The 1621-nt window shown below is 32.3% G+C and carries 1 protein-coding gene; it reads left to right on the top strand.

The genetic code is table 11. From position 1 onward, the window contains the following. Positions 1-593 precede the first annotated feature (593 nt). A complete protein-coding gene (locus tag BUB05_RS18340) occupies positions 594-1439 on the top strand; it encodes a MurR/RpiR family transcriptional regulator (protein WP_073051231.1) in 846 nt (281 codons plus the stop codon). Positions 1440-1621 lie beyond the last annotated feature (182 nt).

Raw genomic sequence — 1621 nt, 5'->3', positions numbered from 1 at the left:
TTTTGGACAGAATGTAACCAACAACAATATATAGAGCACATAATGATAATAATACTGGCATATAAAACTCTCCTTAAATTAATAGTTTGGTTAAGCAAAATGTTTTAAAGTATGTTCTTTTAAAAACTGTAGCCACGGTTAGTAAAAATAAATTTACTTAATAGAATATTCTGTTAATATATTTTTACCATAAATATTCGTATGTGTCAAATGATTTTTGACAAAATCACCCTGTCCAGCTATGAAAAAGATTGGCTGCCATATTTCAAAATATGAATGAACACATTGATAAAAAACGATCGGACGCTTTCTTGTTTGATTATTGACGGTCTATCTACCGCGAATTATTTCTAGATAATAAATCAAATACTGTGGTTTATTTAAATTTACTAAAATAAACAAGCAATAAAAATGCATTGATTTATTTGCGGAAATTTTGTAAACTATAATAAAAATAATAATTGAAAAAATGTACACTAGGAATAAAGTAAATAATAGAAATGATGATTTAAGTACATACGAGAAGGTTGAGTCCTGAATTCAATATATGCTATACTATATTATGTTAAGATGAGTGGACAGGAGGAAAAACATTGGAAAAAAGCTTTGTAACTCGAGTCAACCAGACAAAACTGACAAAAAAAGAGCGTGAAATTGCAGATTATATACTAAATAATCTAAGTTATACAGCATTCCTTAGTGGCATACAACTTGCCAGGGAGATCAATGTATCAGCAACGCTTATAACAAGATTCATACAAAAACTAGGGTATTCCAAATTTTCTGAATTTAAGACAGATTTAGAAAATTTGTATCGAAAAACAATAACACCTTATGAAGTATTCCAGAAATTCATCTCAAATCCTGATAAAGATGATATATTGAATTATTCAATCGCGCGGGATATGCAAAACATAACATTGATGCAAAAGATGATTCAAAGGCAGAGTTTTGATACTGCGGTAGATATCATAGATAAGGCTAAAACTGTATACCTGGCAGCTATGTTTGCCAGCGAAGCTGTTACACAAATTTTCGGATATCACCTGCAAAGACTTGGAAAAGAACCTGTATTACTTTCAGGAGTTGGTCTGATCAAACGTTTGGAATACAGCGATATCCAGACTGACGACATCCTGATATGTGTCAGTTCACAGAGAATATTAAGAGAAGTGAGAGACGCTGCGTTATATGCAAGCAATATGGGTGTTAAAACTATTGCAATTACAGACAGCCCTACGAATCCACTGGCAACTGTTTGTGACCATTCTTTGCTTGCACCGGTCACAGGTTCTGTTTTTGACTATACTCAAGCAGCACCAATTGCAATGGTTAATGCATTGGTGAATACTATTGCGGTAAAACATCAAAAACGACTTTCCAAAGAGTTTGAAGAAATTGAAAAGAGGTGGAATGAAAAGAACCTTTTTTGTACCTGAGATGAAACATATGGAGAATGTCAAATTATTAGGACTTGCTGATTCAACAAGCCCTAATTAAATGAACTGTTTTTTTAATATAAGAGATTCAGATGAAAGATCAAATATTGAATCTTCCATCTGAATTTTTTGCTGTTGTCAGTTGACTGCTTCCAGTTTGTTTTGTTCCATATCCTTTGTGA

This window comes from Dethiosulfatibacter aminovorans DSM 17477 (assembly GCF_900142005.1).
GTDB lineage: Bacteria > Bacillota > Clostridia > Tissierellales > Dethiosulfatibacteraceae > Dethiosulfatibacter > Dethiosulfatibacter aminovorans.
The sequence above is the reverse complement of the archived record's forward strand: the minus strand, read 5'-3'. Positions and strand labels throughout refer to the sequence as shown.